Here is a 17519-nt window from a genome sequence, read left to right on the forward strand (position 1 = left end):
GCGTCTGTCGTTCAAAGCGGTTGGGTGTTCACTGCCTGATTAGTCATTTGTCATGATAGCGTCACGAAAATGACGCATGCTTGCAGCTTACCAATCACCGCTAGGGAAGGCTGCACATCAGCACCCGGCTGCCTTGTGAAGGTAAACGGGGGCTGATGAATAGGACAGTAGGCAAATGACCGCACAAGAAGCGCAGTGGCTTAATCAAATTATTGCGACCGAAGAGCTGCAGGTGCTCTTTCAGCCCATTGTGGATGCCAACCAGCAGGCGATTTATGGCTACGAAGCACTGATTCGTGGCCCCAAAACGTCACCGCTGCACTCGCCGTTACGGCTGTTTGATGTGGCCACCCAGGCAGGGCAGCTAGTGGAGTTAGATTTACTCTGCCGACGCTTGGCGATTCAACGCTTTGCCGAACTTGAACTGCCCGGCCTGCTATTTCTTAACGTCATGCCGTTAACCATCGTTGAGCGTGATTTTCGCGAAGGCTTAACGCTGGGCTTCATTCGCGAGAGCGGTCTTCCCCCAGAGCGAGTAGTGATTGAGCTCACCGAGCATGTGCCGATTCATGACTATGAGCTAATGCGCCAAGCGGTGGATCATTACCGTGACATGGGCTTTCAGGTGGCGCTGGACGACTTGGGGGCAGGGCACTCAAGCCTGCGCCACTGGTCAGAACTGCGGCCCGATTTCGTCAAGCTTGATCGGCACTTTATCTCAGGAATTGATCAGGAGCCTGCGAAGCGCGAATTTCTTCGCTCGATTCTTGATGTGGCGCGCAGCTTGGATTGCCAGCTAATAGCCGAAGGCGTGGAGACTGCGGCGGAGCATCTCTGCTTGTGGGAACTCGACCGTGGGCTCGCGCTACTGCAAGGCTTCTATTTTGCTCGGCCAAGCCCGCAGCCGCCTTTACAGCTCAACATGGTGCTGCCCGCGACAACCCAGTTAAAAAGCCCAGCTGGCCGCACTGCGCGCTCGATTTTGCGCACGATTGAGGCCATCACCACTGACTGCGCAGTGCCTCTCATCTCCGAGCGGTTTCGCCGCCAACCCAGCTTGCGCTGTGTGGCCGTATTGGAGAACGGTAAGCCCGTAGCAGTGGTGCGCCGCAATGCTTTCTTGACCCTGTTCACCAACCCTTATAGCCATGCGCTATATGCCAAACGCTGCGTATTGGACGTGGCCGATGTACGCATGCTGGTGGCTGAAGCAGATACCCCGCTTGAGGTGTTGAGCCAGCAACTGACTGATAGCCACGATATTGAGCAGGAAGACTTTGTGATCACCAATGATGAAGGTGATTATGTGGGCATGGGTAATATCGTTGACCTTTTGCGTGAAATTACTGCGATTCAGGTACGCCAAGCGCGCCATGCCAATCCGCTGACCGGCTTGCCGGGCAATATCCTGATTAACGAAACGCTGGTCGCTTATTTAGCTGCCGAGCAGGGCTTTGCCGCCGCTTACGTCGATTTGGATAATTTTAAAGCGTTTAACGATGCTTACGGCTATGCCCGGGGCGACCAGGTGATTATTTCGCTATCGCGGCTGCTGCAGGCTCAGGTGGAAAGCGCTGGTGGCTTTATCGGCCATATTGGCGGTGATGATTTTATGATGTTGCTACCGCCCAGCCATTGGGAAAGCGTTTGCGGCCAAATCCTGCGCTCATTTGAAGTGATGGCCCCCGGTTTCTATGAAGAAGCGGACCGGCTGAAAGGCGGGATACAAATTGAAAACCGACAAAATAGCGTGACGTTTTTCCCCTTTGTTAGCGTGTCGATTGCAGTAAAACCTGTCACCGATACAGCTACTTGCAGAGCGCTGGATATTGCCGCTGAGCTGTCTGAACTGAAGCATCAAGCCAAAAAAATTCCTGGTAACAGCCTGTTTGTTGAGCGTCGGGGTAGCTGCGTTAGCCAGTAATGCGCCAATGTCATGTTACGTTCGCAAAATCGTCACCAAGCGGTCATATAAATGCCCCGCCGTTGTCATCTGAAGTGGTCAGGATTGTGGCTATCTTTTAACAACACGTTAGGTGCCCCATGCAGATCTCCTCACTTGCCCATGCGCTTCCCCGCACATTGATCAGCGCCGCCGTTGCCAGCGCTTTTGCGTTGGTCGCGGTGAATGCCTCAGCGGATCTTTCATCGCGTTATGTCGATAACGATGGCGATATGATCGCTGATGCGCCTAGCGATGAGTCACAGTGGGCCGATCCCGATACGCTCGTGTTCGCCTACACGCCGGTGGAAGACCCGGCGGTTTACGCCGACGTATGGTCTGACTTCCTGGAGCACCTAAGCGAAGCAACCGGTAAAGAAGTTCAGTTCTTCCCCGTGCAGTCCAACGCCGCCCAGCAGGAAGCACTGCGCGCTGGCCGTTTGCACGTCGCCGGTTTTAACACCGGTGGTGTACCGGTCGCGGTCAACTGCGGTGGTTTCCGCCCGTTTGCCATGATGGCGGCCGAGGACGGTAGCTTTGGCTACGAAATGGAGATCATCACCTATCCTGGCAGCGGCATCGAGACCGTTGAAGACCTGGAAGGACGCCAGCTAGCCTTTACCTCTGAGACCTCTAACTCTGGTTTCCGCGCGCCCTCCGCACTGCTGCGCTCCGAGTACGGCATGGAAGCGGGCGAAGATTTTGAAACCGCTTTCTCAGGCTCCCACGACAATTCCATCCTGGGTGTGGTGAACGAAGACTACGATGCCGCTGCCATCGCCAACTCAGTGGCTCGCCGCATGCTGGCACGTGATGTTGTGGCAGAGGGCGATTACGAAGTGATCTACACCTCCGATACCTTCCCCACCACCGCTTACGGGCTGGCGAATAACTTGAACCCGGAACTTGCCGAGAAAATTCAGGATGCGTTCTTCAGCTACGACTGGGAAGGCACTGCCCTTGAATCGGAATTCGCCAACTCCGGTGAAGCGCAGTTTATTCCGATTACCTATCAGGAAAACTGGTCGGTCATTCGCACCATTGCCGATGCTAACGGTGTGACTTACGACTGCGATTGATCGTTAAGGTAAACGGTACTGCACGGCCAGGAAGGCATCCCTTTCTGGCCGTTTCGCTATACAGACGAGGCGGGAAAAATGTTGACACTAAGCGGCGTTGGCAAGCGTTACCCCACCGGGGATCGGGCGCTGACGGACATTGAACTCACGCTGCCCAAAGGCCAGGTAATGGCGCTGATTGGGCCATCCGGCGCGGGTAAAAGCACCCTTATTCGCTGTGTAAATCGGTTAGTTGAACCCACACAGGGCAGTATTCGCCTGGAAGACACCGAGCTAACCAAGCTCTCAGGTCATAAGCTTCGCCACGCGCGCCGCTCAATGGGGATGATTTTCCAGGAGTATGCCCTGGTAGACCGGCTCACCGTGATGGAGAACGTGCTATCCGGCCAGCTCGGCTATGTTGGTTTTTGGCGTAGTTTTTTGCGTCGTTATCCCCAGGAGGCGGTGGTCGAAGCCTTTCGGCTACTCGAGCGGGTCGGGCTTCCTCACGCTATCGATAAGCGCGCCGATGCCCTTTCCGGTGGCCAGCGTCAGCGTGTCGGTATCGCCCGGGCGCTACTGCAGAGCCCCAAGCTACTGCTAGTTGATGAGCCGACCGCCAGCCTTGACCCGAAAACCTCGCGTCAGATCATGCGCCTGATTCGCGAGCTGTGTGCTGAGCGTGATTTGGCGGCGATCATCAATATTCACGATGTGGCGTTGGCTCAGCAGTTTGCCGACCGAATTGTCGGCCTGCGGGCTGGGCAAATCGTCTTTGATGGACTGCCGAGTGAACTCACTAGCGAAATGCTCACGACCATTTATGGCGAAGAGGATTGGGATACAACCCCTGAACCGATGGACGGCGACACGTCTGACGATACTTCAGAAGTGTCTTCTTACCAGCGCGGCCTGCCGCCGATGGCAGCAGGGAGTGCTCAATGAACGAACGGGCAGAGACGCAGCTAACACAAGAGCAGGCGCGCCAACAGGCTGCTCAGCGAGGGCAGTGGCGACGCCTGCCATTGGTTGAGAACCCGCGCTTGCGTTGGGGGCTGGTGATTGGCGCGGTGGTCTATTTGGTGTTGGCGCTCGCCTCGGTAGAAGTCAACTGGGCGAGGGTAGCAGAAGGCGCGGGGCGGGCGGTTAACTTCTTGGGCGCCTTTATGCAGCCCGATTTTGTCAGCCGCTACGACGACATCGTAGCGGGGCTGCTGGAAAGTTTGACCATGACGCTGACTTCCACGGTAGTGGGCGTGCTGCTGGCGATCCCGGTGGGCTTGGGCGCCGCACGAAACATTTCACCGCTACCGATCTACTTTGTGTGTCGCGCGATTATTGCCGTTTCGCGCACCTTCCAAGAGATCATTATCGCGATTCTGTTTGTGGTCATGTTTGGCTTTGGGCCGCTGGCGGGGATGATCACCCTGGCCTTTGCGACAATTGGCTTTATGGCCAAGCTGTTGGCGGAAGATATTGAAGACCTGGATTGGCGTCAGGTAGAAGCCGTGCGGGCAACCGGCGCAAGCTGGTGGCAAACCATGAACCATGCGGTTCAGCCCCAGGTCATGCCGCGTTTGATTGGGCTTTCGGTTTACCGGCTGGATATCAATTTCCGTGAGTCGTCGGTGATTGGCATTGTGGGCGCGGGCGGTATTGGCGCCACGTTGAACACCTCGTTGAGCCGCTATGAGTACGATACCTCTGCCGCTATTTTGCTGATCATTATCGCCATTGTGTTGCTGTGCGAGTACAGCTCGAGCCATGTCCGCCGCTGGACCCAGTGAGCGCTGATTAGCCGCCCTGGCCTGTTATATTTGGAGAATCGTGATGCCAGTATCTACTAACACCCAGGGTCTGCCGGTTTGGCGGCGGCGTACCACGCGCGCCCAATGGTTGCAGTACCTGGCTTGGCTGGCGGGTGTCAGTCTCTTTCTGCTCTGCTGGAAGGTGATTTCTGACAATACCATGTGGGTGTTTGTCGAAGACGCTGGCCGTCAAGGGGCAGACCTGATCAGCCGCATGACACCGCCGGAATGGGGCTACGCCGATGTGCTCTGGAAGCCCATGTGGGACACCATCAACATCGCCACCCTGGGCACCGCCATTGGCATTATGATGGCGTTTCCTGTGGCGTTTTTGGCTGCGCGTAATACCATGCCGCACCCGCTGGTGCGCAGTGCGGCGCTGGTGGTGATTGTCTCATCCCGCTCTATCAACTCACTGATCTGGGCGATGCTGCTAGTCACCATTCTCGGTCCTGGTGTGTTGGCGGGTATTATCGCCATCGCGCTTCGCTCGATCGGCTTTGTCGGTAAGCTGCTTTATGAGGCGATTGAAGAGATCCACCCTACGCCGGTAGAGGCGATTAGCGCGACCGGTGCAAGCCGCCTGCAGGTGATGAACTATGGTGTGCTGCCGCAAGTCATGCCTGCCTTTGCCGGTATTAGCGTCTATCGCTGGGATATTAATATCCGCGAATCGACGGTCTTGGGCTTGGTCGGCGCAGGCGGGATCGGTTTGCAGTTAAACGCCTCGATCAACAGCCTCGCCTGGGATCAGGTCAGCGTTATTTTTATCATGATTTTCGCTACCGTGCTGGTGTCTGAGTGGGTTTCTGCGCGTGTGCGTCACGCGATTATTTAATCGACAGCGGCATCAAACAACGAGGGCTGAGTATGCGTTTTCCCGATGCGGAGATCACCACCATTGATTTGTTGCGCCACGGTGAACCGGTGGGAGGACGTATGCTGCGCGGCGCCACCGATCACCCACTGAGTGAGACGGGTTGGCAGCAGGTGACCGATGCCGTTATGCGCCATGCGGTCGAAGGCCATCTACCTTATGATGCGATTGTCACCTCGCCACTTATGCGCTGCCGTGAGTTTGCGCTGTGGCTGGGCGAAGAGTTTGATCTACCCGTTCAAGTGGAGGATGACCTAGCCGAGCTGCATTTGGGGCAGTGGGAGGGTAAAACCCACGCCCAGGTGTTTGCGGAAGAGGGCACCGAACGAATGAGTGCGTTTTGGTATGACCCAACAACGGTGTCACCGCCAGACGGCGAAACGATACAAGCCTTTGATGCGCGCCTCGCTGAGGTATGGCAGCAGCTGTTAATCAGTCCGCCCGGTAAGCATGTGCTGGTTGTGGCGCATCTATTTGTCTGCAATGGACTACTGCGCCAAGTTATTGAGCAGACGCTTTCGCGGGTACTGGCGATGGATTTGCCCTACGCGGCGCTAAGCCGTGTACGCCATGAACGCCACCTGCTTGGTGAGACGACCTTTGTTGAGTGGATTGGCCGTTAATCATTATCGTTAACCATGGGCGGCTAGTCATGCTTTTTGGGCGCCGCCCGCCACTCCCGTCCCATCTTGCGCTTTCCTAACTATCTTCCCTTTCCTATGACCGCCATCAATAAACGCTGCGCTTAGCTCTTTATACTGCGCCATGTTTTGCGATGTAAGACGTTATCGCTTAAATACATTTAATTATTTGGCTGAGTGCGGCAAACTCACATACACGCGTTATACGACGCGAATTCTAATAATTGAGTACGCCGCTTACCTACCTGACACGTTATCAGTCTGAGGCTAAGCAATGAAAAATATCGTTAACCGCATTCCAATGCGGTTTAAATTTGCCTGTGTGCTGCTGCTACCCTTGCTCGCGCTGGCGTGGTTCGCGACTCAGGGCATCATGGAGCGCCGTGCAGCACTGCAAGAGTTTGACCGCCTTCACACGATGACCGAGCTCGCCCAGCGAGCGGGTGATGCCGTTCACCAAATGCAGCTTGAACGTGGTATGACAGCGGGCTTTCTGGGCAGTGAGGGCGAGGCGTTTGGTAACCGGCTGCGCGAGCAGCGGCCCAAGACCGATGATGCCGTCAACGCGTTTCAAGCTCAGCAGGCCTCTTTGGATCAAGCGCTACTGACGCCTGCTGTTCAGCAGCAACTGCGTGAGATTGATGAGCGTTGGCAACGTCAGGCAGCACTGCGTGAACGCGTTAATGCGTTAGAGGTCACGACGGGCGAGGCATTAGGCCACTATACCGGCATTAACGGTCAGCTAATGGCCTTTGTGGGCTCGCTGGCACACCTCACTCGCGAGGGTGATATTACCCGCCAATTGAGTGCGTATTATCAACTCCTGGAAGCTAAAGATCTGGCCGGCATTGAGCGGGCGCTGCTGGCCAACACGTTCGCAGCAGATGGGATGCCTCCAGATATGCTGCGGCGTTTTTTATCACTGCTTGGCGAAGAGCAGGCTTTTCTGGATGGTTTTCGCGTGCTGGCGGGGGAGCAAAGTCGCGAGCAGCTTGACCTAGCATTAAGCGGTGCTGAGATCGATCGCTTGATGGAAAGGCGTGAGCTGGCGATCAGCCAAGCCAGTGAAGGTGGCTATGGCGTCGATCCGGAAGAGTGGTTTGAGTGGCAGACGGTAAAAATTGGCCGCTTGAAGGCATTAGAAGATCAAGTGGTTAACGCGGTGGTAACAGAGACAGTGACGCTACGTCAGGCAGCCCAGCAGGCACTTTGGTTATATGTGGTGATTGCGCTGGTTGCGAGTCTATTGGCGATCATCGCCGCTATACTGATCGTGCGTGCGATTACGACGCCATTGAGCCAGGCGCTATATAGCATCGCCACCCGTGATAATGATTTAACCCAGCGATTAATCGTCCCAGGGAGCGATGAGCTTTCCCAGCTGTATCAAGCCTTCAATGAGTCCTCGGCAACGACCGAGACGCTAGTGGCCGATATCACCCGCAACGCACAGTCAGTGGCGGTGGCCAGTAATCAGATTGCTCAGGGAAATCAGGATCTAGCGCAGAGAACGGAAGAGCAGTCCGCCTCGCTGGTACAAACCGCATCAAGCATGGAGCAAATTACCGCGACGGTACGTCAAAGCGCTGATAATGCAAAGCAAGCCCAGCAGATGACCGATGATGTGGCTCACCAAGCTAAGGAAGCAAGCCTAGTGGCTTCACAAGCTCAGCAGGCAATGCAGCTTATCTTGCAAGCGAACGAACAGGTGACCAGCATTGTCGGGACTATCGACAATATCTCTTTCCAAACCAATTTGCTGGCGCTCAATGCATCGGTTGAAGCCGCGCGTGCGGGTGAGCATGGGCGTGGCTTTGCGGTGGTCGCTGATGAAGTGCGTAAACTGGCTAGCCGCAGCACAGAGGAAGCCAATCAAATTCGCCAGTTGATCGACAATAATGTAGCGAAGATTGCCGAAGGCGAAACGCTGGTCAACTCGACGAATGAAACCCTGGGGCACATTGCTCAGCGCGTTGAGCAAATGGCTCACTTAATGGATGAAATGGTCTCTGCCACACACGAGCAGTCGGCAGGGATCGAGCAAATTAATCGAGCCATGGCTCAGCTAGAGGACGTCACTCAGCAAAATGCGTCGCTAGTGGAGGAAGTCGCGGCAGCGAGCCGCTCGCTTGATGAGCAGGCCGACGATATGACTCGCCAAATGAGTCGTTACCAAGTGAGTGATAGCTACCCGCAAGAAAGCCGTCTCGCAATGTCTGTTGCATATAGCTAGTGTCATGACGACTGGCAGCCGCTCTTTTGGGCGCTGCCAGTCCTGCCCCTTAAGTTATTGCTCCTGCCGTCGATAATGTATTGTGTCGTTCAAAGAGCCTAAGCAGTAAGACGGTGTTAATATCGATCCTTATTTACAGGAGATGTGGCGAAGTAGATTTAATATAGCCTATCTACGATACTATCTATCTAGAACAAACTATCGATAACAGATGATGGACGAGGAGAGCAGAGACATATGTATCAATCCTTGAATCTACAAAAGGAACAGTCTTTGTCTCAACAGCCCTCTGAGCCCACATCCCCACTTCCCCGCTCTAATGCGATGCCGACGGCGTCCGTTAGCAATACCGCGTCTCCTGCTGAATCCGTTTTTTGCTACGCCAATGAAGCGATCATTATTACCGATGCGGAAAACCGGGTAGTGGAAGTGAACCCCGCTTTTTGTGAGTTAACGGGGATGATACTGGGTGATGTGCAAGGCAAAACGCCTGAAGCGTTTAGTATTTTACCGTTGGATGATAGCCGTACAACGCGCTTGATGCGTGAAGAATTACAATTGCGGGATCGTAGTAAAAGCCAAGTGAGCTATCGCAGCCACGACGGCCAGTTTTACCCTGGCATGATGTCGATTAATCGCGTGCGCGATGAGCACGGTGCAATCGACCACCATGTGATTGTGCTTGCTGACCTTTCGGCCATTCCGGCGCATGCGCGCCATCTTAATCGAGAAGTCTATTTTGACGCGTTAACAGGGTTACCCAATCTGCAGTTGCTGACGCAATTGATCCAGGAATCTATGCAGCACGCAGAGGCTAAGCAGCTGCCGTTGGCGGTATGCTCGCTGGATATCGATTTCTTTAAAAACATTAATGATCGGCTTGGTACGTCGGTGGGCGATGCGCTGCTTTCCTCATTTTCACAGCGCATAAGCCATCTACTGTTCGGTGATGATGTACTGGCGCGGGTGGGCGGCGACGAGTTTGTGCTGTTACTCCACCATGGCGTAGACGAAGATTTTTTTGAGAAGTTGTTAGCCTCCATTCGCCAACCACTTATGGTCGATGGACAGAGTATTCATCTGACGGCAAGCTTAGGGGTGACGCGCTACCCGAATGATCACGTTCAGGGCGATGTATTGTTGCGCCATGCCAACCAGGCAATGTATCGCGCTAAACAGCGCGGTCGCGATACGTTCCACTTGTTTGATCCTAACCATGACCGTTTGCTGCAGGTGCGCCATGAGCAGCGTCAGCGGTTTATTGATGGACTCAATCATAATGAGCTGTGTCTTTACTATCAGCCCCAGGTCGATATGCGCAGTGGCAAAGTAGTCGGGGTCGAGGCGCTGATTCGTTGGCAGCACCCTGAAGAAGGATTGCTTGCCCCTGGCCAGTTTTTACCCATCATTGATACCACCCCGCTAGAAGTAAGTTTAGGCGAGTGGGTCATTGAGCGGGCACTTTGCCAATTAACGGAATGGCATGCCCAAGGCATCGCGCTGCCCATCAATGTGAATATCAGCCCTACGCATCTGTTAGTGAGTAGCTTTAGCCAACGTTTAGCCGAGCTATTGGCATGCCACCCTGATGTGCCGCCATCAATGCTAAAGCTCGAGGTGCTTGAGAGCGCCGCGATGCATGATGTTCAGGCCGCGCTGCACAATATGTCGCTCTGTCAGGCGCTAGGCGTAAGCTTCGCTATTGATGACTTTGGCACCGGGTTTTCGTCGTTAACCCACTTGCGTCAACTGCCGGTCAACCTGATCAAAATTGATCAGAGCTTTGTACGCGACATGCTCAGCGACCAAGACGATATGGCGATTGTGGAGAGCGTGATTTATATGGCTAATCGCTTTAGGCGACCCATGCTGGCCGAAGGCGTGGAAACGCTTGAACATGCAAAAGCGTTAATGGCGCTGGGCTGCGAGTTGGCGCAGGGTTATGGTATTGCCCGCCCAATGCCTGCTGAAGCCCTGCCAGCTTGGCTTGCGGATTGGCCAATGCGTGCGGACTGGAATTCGCTGGCTCAGTCAGCCTGTTAAGCGGCCTGCTCTTTAGCAGTGGGTTCTTCAGCGATTGGCTCAGCTGTAGTTTCCGGCCAAGTAGTTTCCGACAACGTAGTTTCTGACGAATCAGCGGCACCAGCACTGCGGGCTTGCTCCATTTCACTACGCTGCATGGCCGCTTCTAACTTCGCTTCAAGTAAATATTGGCGTGCTTGAGCGGCCACTTGATGGTCTTTGGGAGAAGGGTCGGCAGGGGCCATCGCAGCGGCGATCACGGTCTGCATTTTTTCGATAGTCGCTTGGGGATCATTGGGCACCGGGCCGTAATCGATCGGCACCTCGCCTGCCACTGCGTAGCGCTTGCCATCGGGGCCAACGTCATAGTCGTAGCTAGCGCCGCCGGTATAGGCGCCACCTGCGACTTGGTGAGCCATCTCGTGCTGGCGTACCTCGCGGTCGGTCTGCTTAAGATGTTCTAATTGCTGAATCTCTTCCGGCGCCATGGGTGTGCCGTCAGCACGCTTAGGGCCAGCTGCGTCGCTGCTACTCTCTTCATGCGTACTGGTGTCGCTGGAGGCGTTATTAGAAGTTGTCTCTTCGTCAAGCGCGCGCTCCTTTGACGCTTGCTCTACACGCGGTGAGTGCGTATTTGCTGCAGGGTAAGCCCACGCAGTGAGAGACGAGGTGCTGATAGCAGAAACGGCCATAGTTTATTACCGACGCAGTGCGAGTTGGGATACTATGAAGTATTAGCGAGCGATGCCGACAGTGCAAGTCAGCGCTATGCGTTTCGTCGCAAAATCGTTCCATGACTCATTTTGTTACTACTTTAATTACCAGGGCGCTTCGCTATCTCAACCCTGTCCTACTGTCTGTGCTAACCATCCTATGCTCACCATCGATGTCGTCATCAATCTAAATTATGATGAGTGTTTAGCCCATTATGAAGGGCGCATTGCCAATGTGCGTACCCGCAGCGTGGATGGGCGCTGGGTAATCTTTCCTGCCGAGGCGATTCGTCGTGTGGTTAGCCGCGATGGTGTGCGCGGTATTTATCGATTAAGTTTTTCTGAGCAGGGCCGATTTATTAGTATTGATCCTTTAACCGGACGTTGAGCTTGCCTATGCACCGCGATGAAACATCGATCCTCCTGAATGACCTCATTTATTACGTCATTCCCAATTTAAACAGTGCTGAAAAGTTAGTGCTCTCTACGCTAGAAAGCTTAAGTGAAGCGGCCACCAGCCCTCTGGACATACTTAAACGCACGGAGCAGCGCCAAGCGTTTGGGCTGGAGACCCACCGCATAAGAATCAATTTAGAACACTTGCTGAATCGCTATCGGTCCGAGGTCGATGCCATTCTTCGCTCTGAAGGCGAGTATCAAGGGCCAGTCGTAGAGCCTGACCCCCAAGAGGCGGATGCGATACGCAGTGCTAAAGAGATCTACCAACATGTATGTGCTTTCCAGCGAGGAGAACGCCCCCACCCGATTCCTGGGCGGTAAATCACCCGGCGCACCTTGCTCTAGCTCCTAGCACTAACCGCCAGTACGTAACATTCACAGCATGGCATCAACATTGCTTGTACAATGTGGCATTGGACTTTCAGGCTTACCCGCCTGAAAGCAAGCAGCCTGCCTACCCGGCGCTGGCTGTCCACATATTAGGAGATATACCATGTCTGCCTCACCGGTCACATTGATGGTGGCTCGTCGCGTTGAGCACGGCCGCTACTTCGACTTTAATCGTTGGCTAAACGAAGGGCGCGAGCTGGCGGCTGATTTTGCTGGCTACCTCGGCTCTGGCGTACTAGCACCCCCCGCTGATGACGATGAATATCAGATCATATTTCGCTTTAGCAGCAGCGAAACCTTAGCCGCCTGGGAACACTCCGCCTCACGCCATGCGTGGTTGGCGCGCGGAAAAGGGCTGTATGAAGCGCCTCAAGAGCACCGTGCCACTGGGCTGGACACGTGGTTTCAAAACAACGGAAACAGCGCTCCGCCGCGTTGGAAGCAAGCCGTGGCTGTTTGGTTGGCTTTCTTCCCCATCTCGTTGCTTTTCCAATGGGTATTTGGTGGCGTATTGGCCGATTGGGCGCTGGTGCCGCGGGTGGTGGTGAGTACCTTGATGTTGACGCCAGTGATGGTGTTTGTGTTTATTCCGCTCTCAACGCGCTTATTAGCGCCTTGGCTGCAAGGAAAGTGGTCACCGCTGGATTTACTGGCGCGCTGGCGTCATGCACATCGTTAATTTTCACTAGTTTAATGCTTTCATGGGGTTCAACGCTGTAATGGTGCTAACTTTAGTATATTGATCCTATTAAGATGATCTTTATGCTACTAAGCTGAAGGTGCTTGCAGTAATGGATAACTGTAGCCAGTGCAATGCTGGTGTATAACCCAGCCCCATGGAGTGTTTATGATTCACGTTCACCATTTGGAAAAGTCTCGTTCTCATCGGATTTTGTGGCTATTAGAAGCCTTAGAACTGGACTATGAGCTGGTAATTTACCAACGCGATGACAAAACACAGCAAGCGCCCGACTCGCTAAAAAAAATCCACCCGCTTGGTAAATCCCCGGTCATTACCGATGGTGATCTCACCGTGGCTGAGTCAGGCGCGATCATTGACTACCTGTTACAGCGCTATGGGCAAGGGCGGTGTCAGCCTTCTCCCGATGACTTGCGGGCATGGGTAGATTACCGCTACTGGCTACATTATGCCGAAGGCTCACTGATGCCACTGCTGGTGATGCAGCTTGTGTTTAGCCAAGTTCCCAAGCAGTCGCCCTGGCTGATTAAACCGCTGGCGAAAGGCATTAGTGATACGGTGAGTAAGCGTTTTTTAGCACCGCAGTTGAAACAGCACCTCACCTTTATAAACCAGCACTTATCAGCCAACGGTAATTTTGCCGGCCCCTGGCCTAGTGGCGCGGATATTCAAATGAGCTTTCCGCTACAGGCAGTGGCGGCCGTCCAGTCGTTAGAGCAGTATTCTGCCATTGCCGCTTTTGTATCGCGTATCGAACAAGACTCCGCGTGGCAGCGAGTGGTAGAGCGAGCTGGCCCGTTAACCATGCCTGGCCAGTAATAACTACCATGCACCATTTCGCCACTTCAGCAGCTCTGCCAGCAGAGCTGCTGCGCAGCATTGATACTTATTTGGGGCGCTGGGGAATCGCCTTGCTGCTCATTTTTCTCCTTTTAGCACTGCTGGGCAATCTACTGCTCAAGCGCCGCATGCAACATAACAGGGCGTTGCTGCAAACCAATAAAGAGATGCTGGCGACTATTTTGGATAGTGTCGATGCCTTTATTTATATCAAATCACCGACTTTAGAATATCAATACGTTAATCGCCGTATAAGCGATTTATTTGGACTGCCAGCCGACAAAATTATTGGTAAGTGCGACGCTGAGTTTTTTGATGCGGGCAGCGCTGCTGAAATGGAGCAGGTTGATCGCAGCGTATTGGCGTCGGGCAAGAAAGTAACGGTCGAGGAGAGTAACGTCTTACAAGGTGAAAGCCAGGTAAGAACATTCTTATCGATCAAAATGCCGCTGTCGATGTCCCCCGGTGCTCCCCCTTCTCTATGCGGTATCTCGACTGAACTCACCGACTACCTCGAAATGCAGTCGCGCACCTACTATCTGGCCTTCTATGACTCACTGACAGGTCTGCCCAACCGTCGGATGCTGATGGACTCGTTAACGTCCGCGATCGATCATGATGAATGGTCAGCGTCTTATAGCGCTGTATTGGTGATTGATCTGGATAACTTTCGCTTAGTGAACGACATCCAGGGTCATGAGAGTGGTGATCAACTGTTGATTAACGTTGCTGAACAGCTACGACAGCGGCTAGAGCCAGAGGCCACGCTGGCACGCTTTAGTAGTGATGAATTTGTGGTACTGCTGAATAACCTGGGCGAGCCGCAGACCGAGGCCGTCCGAAAAGCTGAACGTGTGTCCCGCCAGCTATTGGAAACCATCGCTCAAGTGAGAAGCGGTCATTCGTTACCCATTAGCGCCAGTATTGGCATTGCACTGTTTACCGGGCGCGAACACAGCATGGATAGCGTGCTGCAACAAGCGGGTATGGCCTTGCAGCAGGCGAAGAGGGCTGGCGGCAACACGCTGTGCTTTTTTAACACCGATATGCAGACCAGCGTACTGGAAAGGGCCAGCCTGGAAGCTGATCTACATAAGGCCCTTGAGCGCAATGAGTTGGCTCTGCACTATCAGGTGCAGGTCGACCATCAGGGCGTGACCACGGGGGTGGAAGCATTATTGCGCTGGTATCACCCCCAGCGTGGCTGGGTCTCCCCCGCGACGTTTATCCCTCTGGCAGAGGAGAATAGGCTCATTGTGCCCATCGGTTATTGGGTGCTTAGGTCGGCCTGCGAGCAATTGGCAAAGTGGTCCCATCAAGCGACCTACGCCACCTTAAGTATTTCCGTTAATGTGAGTTCTGTTCAGTTTCAGCAACCCGACTTCGTGCATGGCGTAGAGGTTTTATTAGCGGAGACGCTGGCACCGCCAAGCCGGCTGGTGCTGGAAGTAACGGAGAGCCTGCTGATGTGCGAGCCAGTTCGGGTGCGCAATACGATGTTGAAACTCCGCGCTAGAGGGATTCGCTTTGCACTGGATGACTTTGGCACTGGTTACTCATCGCTGAGCTACCTAAAGCGCTTACCGCTAGATGAGCTAAAGATTGATCAATCGTTTATTCGCGAACTGCTTACTGACATGACAGACGCTGCGATCGTGGATACGACGATACTGCTTGCCGTGAGTTTAGGCTTAACCGTGGTCGCAGAAGGGGTAGAGAAAAAAGAACAGCTTGACTGGCTAAGAGGCCATGGCTGTTACCGCTATCAAGGCTACCTGTTTGGCCGCCCGACACCGATTGAGTATCTTTTTGAAAGCTATTAAGCGGCTATATAAAACCCCTTTCCAGCACGCTGGAAAGGGGTTGAAAACTCTAATGACACATGCCTGCTTTAGCTAAACAGCGCAAAGCTATCAGCGTTAAGCCACATGTGCACCAAAATGCTGGCGATATAGCCAAGCAAAATGACCGGCGACCAACGTAAGTGGCCCATAAACGTATAGGAACCTCTTGCTTGACCCATCACAGCGACCCCCGCCGCTGAGCCAATCGACAGCAAGCTGCCCCCAACGCCTGCGGTTAAGGTAATCAGCAGCCATTGGCCGTGAGACATATCGGGCTCCATTGTGAGCACCGCAAACATCACGGGAATGTTGTCGATGACCGCTGATACAATACCCAGCGTGATGTTGGCTGCCGTCGCGTTCCAGCCAGTGTAGAGCGCCTCTGACAGTAGGCCGAGATAGCCCATAAAGCCCAGCCCGCCAACACACATCACTACCCCGTAGAAGAACAGCAATGTATCCCACTCGGCACGTGCCACACGGTTGAAGACATCAAACGGCACCACGCTACCCAACTGCTCAAGCTTCTTGTTGTCGCCACGGCGGCTATAGCGTTCGCGCTTACGCTCCAACGAGCGGGGTAGGCTGCGGCGTAGGTAGTAGCCGAAGAACTGCAAGTAGCCCAGGCCAGTCATCATACCCAGCACCGGCGGCAGGTGGAGCACTACGTGGCATAGCACGGCGGTAATAATGGTCAATAAAAACAGCCCTACAATGCGTCGGGCACCTCGCTTCATCCACACATCTTCATAAACGCTAGCGGGTTTCTCGTCCTTAATGAACAGGCTCATGATAGAGGCGGGAATGAGGAAGTTGACCAGGGCAGGGAAGAACAGGATGAAGAACTCCTGGAATTCAACCATGCCGGCTTGCCACACCATGAGAGTGGTAATGTCGCCGAAGGGGCTAAACGCACCCCCCGCATTGGCGGCCACTACAATATTGATACAAGCGACGTTAATAAACCGCTGGTCGCCCTCTGCCACTTTAGTTACTACGGCACACATCAATAGTGCGGTGGTGAGGTTGTCGGCAATGGGGGAAAGCACAAAGGCGAGACCGCCGGTCAGCCAAAACAGTGTCCGGTAGTTGAAGCCTTTGCGTAACATCCAGGAGCGCAAAGCATCAAACACCCTGCGCTCTTCCATCGCGTTGATATACGTCATGGCCACCAGCAAGAACAGCATCAGCTCGGTGAACTCCAAAAGCGTCACGCGAAACGCGTACTCTGACGCTTCCGACATACCATTTTGGACATACACCCAGCCGATGAGGCTCCAGATGATACCGGCTGCCACCAACACCGGCTTCGACTTGCGCATGTGAATCTTTTCTTCCGCCATGACGAGGGCATACGCCAGGACGAAAATAGCCACCGCAAAAAAGCCGACAGCCGAGGTGGTTAAATTTAGCTCACCAGTAACGGCAAACGCATTGGGACTTACGCCTAATAGTAAGGCCGCTAACAAAAAAAGCCAGCGACGATATAATCGTGGCTGGCAAGAGGGTTGGCACAACGTAGGCATGTGACGTTTTTCCTCATGGTTAAGTTGTCAGGAGTGGTGTAAAAGCGCCGCTAGTTTACCAGCCTATATTGCGCCGCAATACTTTATAAAAACGAACGAAAGTAGTTCTTCTTAGGGGAATAGCATCTTTTTTTAGGAAATTAATCTTTTAGGTAATGGTAACTTTAACAACATTAGTTTTGCCTAAGTGCTGATTTAAATGTGGGGGTTATACTAATGCCGAATAGCATTATTAAATAATATCCATTCCTTTATTCTTCCTTTCACTAATGCACGCTTTCATTATCACCGTCGAACCCCAGGCGAGGCTGCCCGTTTAGGCATAGTCATGGTATGTTGACGCCCCCTAGCCTGGATTTCTCATAGTACCTCAGCCAGTACCGCACTCAGGCTGTAACACCGCTAAACACCTACTGGCTCGACTTACATCGGCTACTTTTTAACCACTTTCCGGCGTTCAGACACA

Annotated in this window: 15 protein-coding genes; 13 read left to right on the forward strand and 2 right to left on the reverse strand. The window is 53.7% G+C overall.

The annotated features are described in order from the left end of the window. Positions 1-175: 175 nt before the first annotated feature. From V8L71_RS18735 to V8L71_RS18770, 8 genes are all read left to right on the forward strand, one after another. On the forward strand, positions 176-1924 hold the full coding sequence (locus V8L71_RS18735; RefSeq protein ID WP_336275116.1) for a bifunctional diguanylate cyclase/phosphodiesterase: 1749 nt from the start codon (positions 176-178) through the stop codon (positions 1922-1924). A gap of 119 nt (positions 1925-2043) precedes the next feature. Further along, on the forward strand, positions 2044-3021 hold the full coding sequence (gene phnD, locus V8L71_RS18740; RefSeq protein WP_336275117.1) for a phosphate/phosphite/phosphonate ABC transporter substrate-binding protein: 978 nt from the start codon (positions 2044-2046) through the stop codon (positions 3019-3021). 78 nt (positions 3022-3099) lie between these two features. Next, the gene (gene phnC / locus V8L71_RS18745) at positions 3100-3945 is read left to right on the forward strand and encodes a phosphonate ABC transporter ATP-binding protein (protein WP_336275118.1); all 846 of its coding nucleotides are present in this window, start codon (positions 3100-3102) and stop codon (positions 3943-3945) included. Further along, positions 3942-4787 carry a phosphonate ABC transporter, permease protein PhnE gene (gene phnE, locus V8L71_RS18750; protein WP_336275119.1) on the forward strand — a complete coding sequence of 282 codons (846 nt, stop codon included), beginning with the start codon at positions 3942-3944 and terminating at the stop codon, positions 4785-4787. Before phnC ends, phnE (V8L71_RS18750) begins: the two co-directional genes overlap by 4 nt. A gap of 43 nt (positions 4788-4830) precedes the next feature. Next, a complete protein-coding gene (gene phnE / locus V8L71_RS18755; protein ID WP_336275120.1) occupies positions 4831-5646 on the forward strand; it encodes a phosphonate ABC transporter, permease protein PhnE in 816 nt (271 codons plus the stop codon). Between the two features lie 32 nt (positions 5647-5678). After that, positions 5679-6308, forward strand: a complete 630-nt coding sequence (locus V8L71_RS18760; protein WP_336275121.1) for a histidine phosphatase family protein — start codon at positions 5679-5681, stop codon at positions 6306-6308. 292 nt (positions 6309-6600) lie between these two features. Then, positions 6601-8559 (forward strand): methyl-accepting chemotaxis protein, encoded by a 1959-nt coding sequence (locus V8L71_RS18765; RefSeq protein ID WP_336275122.1) that lies wholly within the window; start codon positions 6601-6603, stop codon positions 8557-8559. Between the two features lie 324 nt (positions 8560-8883). Beyond that, on the forward strand, positions 8884-10602 hold the full coding sequence (locus V8L71_RS18770) for a putative bifunctional diguanylate cyclase/phosphodiesterase (protein ID WP_336275129.1): 1719 nt from the start codon (positions 8884-8886) through the stop codon (positions 10600-10602). On the opposite strand, the gene V8L71_RS18775 is transcribed toward V8L71_RS18770, so the two are convergent. Continuing rightward, entirely contained in the window at positions 10599-11273 is a 675-nt protein-coding gene (locus V8L71_RS18775) for a putative metalloprotease CJM1_0395 family protein (protein WP_336275123.1), read from the reverse strand. The two genes, V8L71_RS18770 and V8L71_RS18775, sit on opposite strands and share 4 nt — an antisense overlap. A 181-nt stretch (positions 11274-11454) precedes the next feature. Here V8L71_RS18775 and V8L71_RS18780 point away from each other — a divergent pair, with 181 nt between their 5' ends. The 5 genes from V8L71_RS18780 to V8L71_RS18800 all read left to right on the forward strand — a co-directional run bounded on the left by V8L71_RS18780 (position 11455) and on the right by V8L71_RS18800 (position 15506). Then, positions 11455-11682: a DUF2835 family protein gene (locus V8L71_RS18780; RefSeq protein WP_101145725.1), complete on the forward strand. Its 228-nt coding sequence runs from the start codon at positions 11455-11457 to the stop codon at positions 11680-11682. An 8-nt stretch (positions 11683-11690) separates the two neighbouring features. Beyond that, entirely contained in the window at positions 11691-12074 is a 384-nt protein-coding gene (locus V8L71_RS18785; RefSeq protein ID WP_336275124.1) for a hypothetical protein, read from the forward strand. Positions 12075-12246: 172 nt separating this feature from the next. Next, a complete protein-coding gene (locus tag V8L71_RS18790) occupies positions 12247-12822 on the forward strand; it encodes a putative antibiotic biosynthesis monooxygenase (protein ID WP_336275125.1) in 576 nt (191 codons plus the stop codon). A gap of 168 nt (positions 12823-12990) precedes the next feature. Further along, entirely contained in the window at positions 12991-13662 is a 672-nt protein-coding gene (locus V8L71_RS18795; RefSeq protein ID WP_336275126.1) for a glutathione S-transferase, read from the forward strand. Positions 13663-13670: 8 nt separating this feature from the next. Then, the gene (locus V8L71_RS18800; protein WP_336275127.1) at positions 13671-15506 is read left to right on the forward strand and encodes a putative bifunctional diguanylate cyclase/phosphodiesterase; all 1836 of its coding nucleotides are present in this window, start codon (positions 13671-13673) and stop codon (positions 15504-15506) included. Between the two features lie 68 nt (positions 15507-15574). On the opposite strand, the gene nhaD is transcribed toward V8L71_RS18800, so the two are convergent. Continuing rightward, complete coding sequence (nhaD, locus tag V8L71_RS18805) at positions 15575-17053, reverse strand: sodium:proton antiporter NhaD (RefSeq protein ID WP_336275128.1); 1479 nt, start codon at positions 17051-17053, stop codon at positions 15575-15577. Positions 17054-17519: the final 466 nt, after the last annotated feature.

It is taken from the genome of Vreelandella indica (assembly GCF_037070225.1).
In the GTDB taxonomy this organism is placed as follows: Bacteria; Pseudomonadota; Gammaproteobacteria; order Pseudomonadales; family Halomonadaceae; genus Vreelandella; species Vreelandella arctica.

Excerpts from the sequence above, each read along its gene's own strand:
- V8L71_RS18735 (WP_336275116.1), top strand. The coding sequence starts at position 176 with ATGACCGCACAAGAAGCGCAGTGGCTTAATCAAATTATTGCGACCGAA.
- phnD (WP_336275117.1), top strand. The coding sequence starts at position 2,044 with ATGCAGATCTCCTCACTTGCCCATGCGCTTCCCCGCACATTGATCAGC.
- phnC (WP_336275118.1), top strand. The coding sequence starts at position 3,100 with ATGTTGACACTAAGCGGCGTTGGCAAGCGTTACCCCACCGGGGATCGG.
- phnE (WP_336275119.1), top strand. The coding sequence starts at position 3,942 with ATGAACGAACGGGCAGAGACGCAGCTAACACAAGAGCAGGCGCGCCAA.
- phnE (WP_336275120.1), top strand. The coding sequence starts at position 4,831 with ATGCCAGTATCTACTAACACCCAGGGTCTGCCGGTTTGGCGGCGGCGT.
- V8L71_RS18760 (WP_336275121.1), top strand. The coding sequence starts at position 5,679 with ATGCGTTTTCCCGATGCGGAGATCACCACCATTGATTTGTTGCGCCAC.
- V8L71_RS18765 (WP_336275122.1), top strand. The coding sequence starts at position 6,601 with ATGAAAAATATCGTTAACCGCATTCCAATGCGGTTTAAATTTGCCTGT.
- V8L71_RS18770 (WP_336275129.1), top strand. The coding sequence starts at position 8,884 with ATGCCGACGGCGTCCGTTAGCAATACCGCGTCTCCTGCTGAATCCGTT.
- V8L71_RS18775 (WP_336275123.1), bottom strand. The coding sequence starts at position 11,273 with ATGGCCGTTTCTGCTATCAGCACCTCGTCTCTCACTGCGTGGGCTTAC.
- V8L71_RS18780 (WP_101145725.1), top strand. The coding sequence starts at position 11,455 with ATGCTCACCATCGATGTCGTCATCAATCTAAATTATGATGAGTGTTTA.
- V8L71_RS18785 (WP_336275124.1), top strand. The coding sequence starts at position 11,691 with ATGCACCGCGATGAAACATCGATCCTCCTGAATGACCTCATTTATTAC.
- V8L71_RS18790 (WP_336275125.1), top strand. The coding sequence starts at position 12,247 with ATGTCTGCCTCACCGGTCACATTGATGGTGGCTCGTCGCGTTGAGCAC.
- V8L71_RS18795 (WP_336275126.1), top strand. The coding sequence starts at position 12,991 with ATGATTCACGTTCACCATTTGGAAAAGTCTCGTTCTCATCGGATTTTG.
- V8L71_RS18800 (WP_336275127.1), top strand. The coding sequence starts at position 13,671 with ATGCACCATTTCGCCACTTCAGCAGCTCTGCCAGCAGAGCTGCTGCGC.
- nhaD (WP_336275128.1), bottom strand. The coding sequence starts at position 17,053 with ATGCCTACGTTGTGCCAACCCTCTTGCCAGCCACGATTATATCGTCGC.